Source organism: Neisseria sp. P0021.S007 (assembly GCF_051956855.1).
In genome coordinates, this window is sequence record NZ_JBQCXA010001648.1 from 1 (window position 1) to 451 (window position 451).

The 451-nt window shown below is 60.1% G+C and carries 1 protein-coding gene; it reads right to left on the reverse strand.

Annotated features, from left to right (window positions below):
• On the reverse strand, positions 1-451 hold a 451-nt coding region (locus ACTHUR_RS20720; protein WP_440400685.1), incomplete at both ends, for a formate--tetrahydrofolate ligase.

A 451-nucleotide genomic window follows, 5' to 3' on the forward strand; every position in this document is an offset into this window, starting at 1 on the left:
TGCCCATACCGTCGATGATGTTGCGCAACTGGCGGTCGTTCATATCGACCACGCGCCGCCACAGGACGCGTTTGGGGTCGATGTTCAATTCGTTGCCTTGGTAGATGTGGTTGTCGAGCATGGCGGCGAGCAGGTTGTTCGCCGCACCGATGGCGTGGAAGTCGCCGGTGAAGTGCAGGTTGATGTCTTCCATCGGCAAAACTTGGGCATAGCCGCCGCCCGCCGCGCCGCCCTTGACGCCGAACACAGGCCCCAAAGAAGGTTCGCGCAGGGCGATAACGGCGTCTTTGCCGATGTGGCGCAACGCGTCCGCCAAACCGATGGTCACGGTGGTTTTGCCTTCGCCCGCCGGAGTCGGGTTGATGGCGGTAACCAAAATCAGACGGCCTTGTTTTTGCGGCAGTTTGAACGCCTCGGCAGGATTGATTTTGGCTTTGTAATGGCCGTAGGG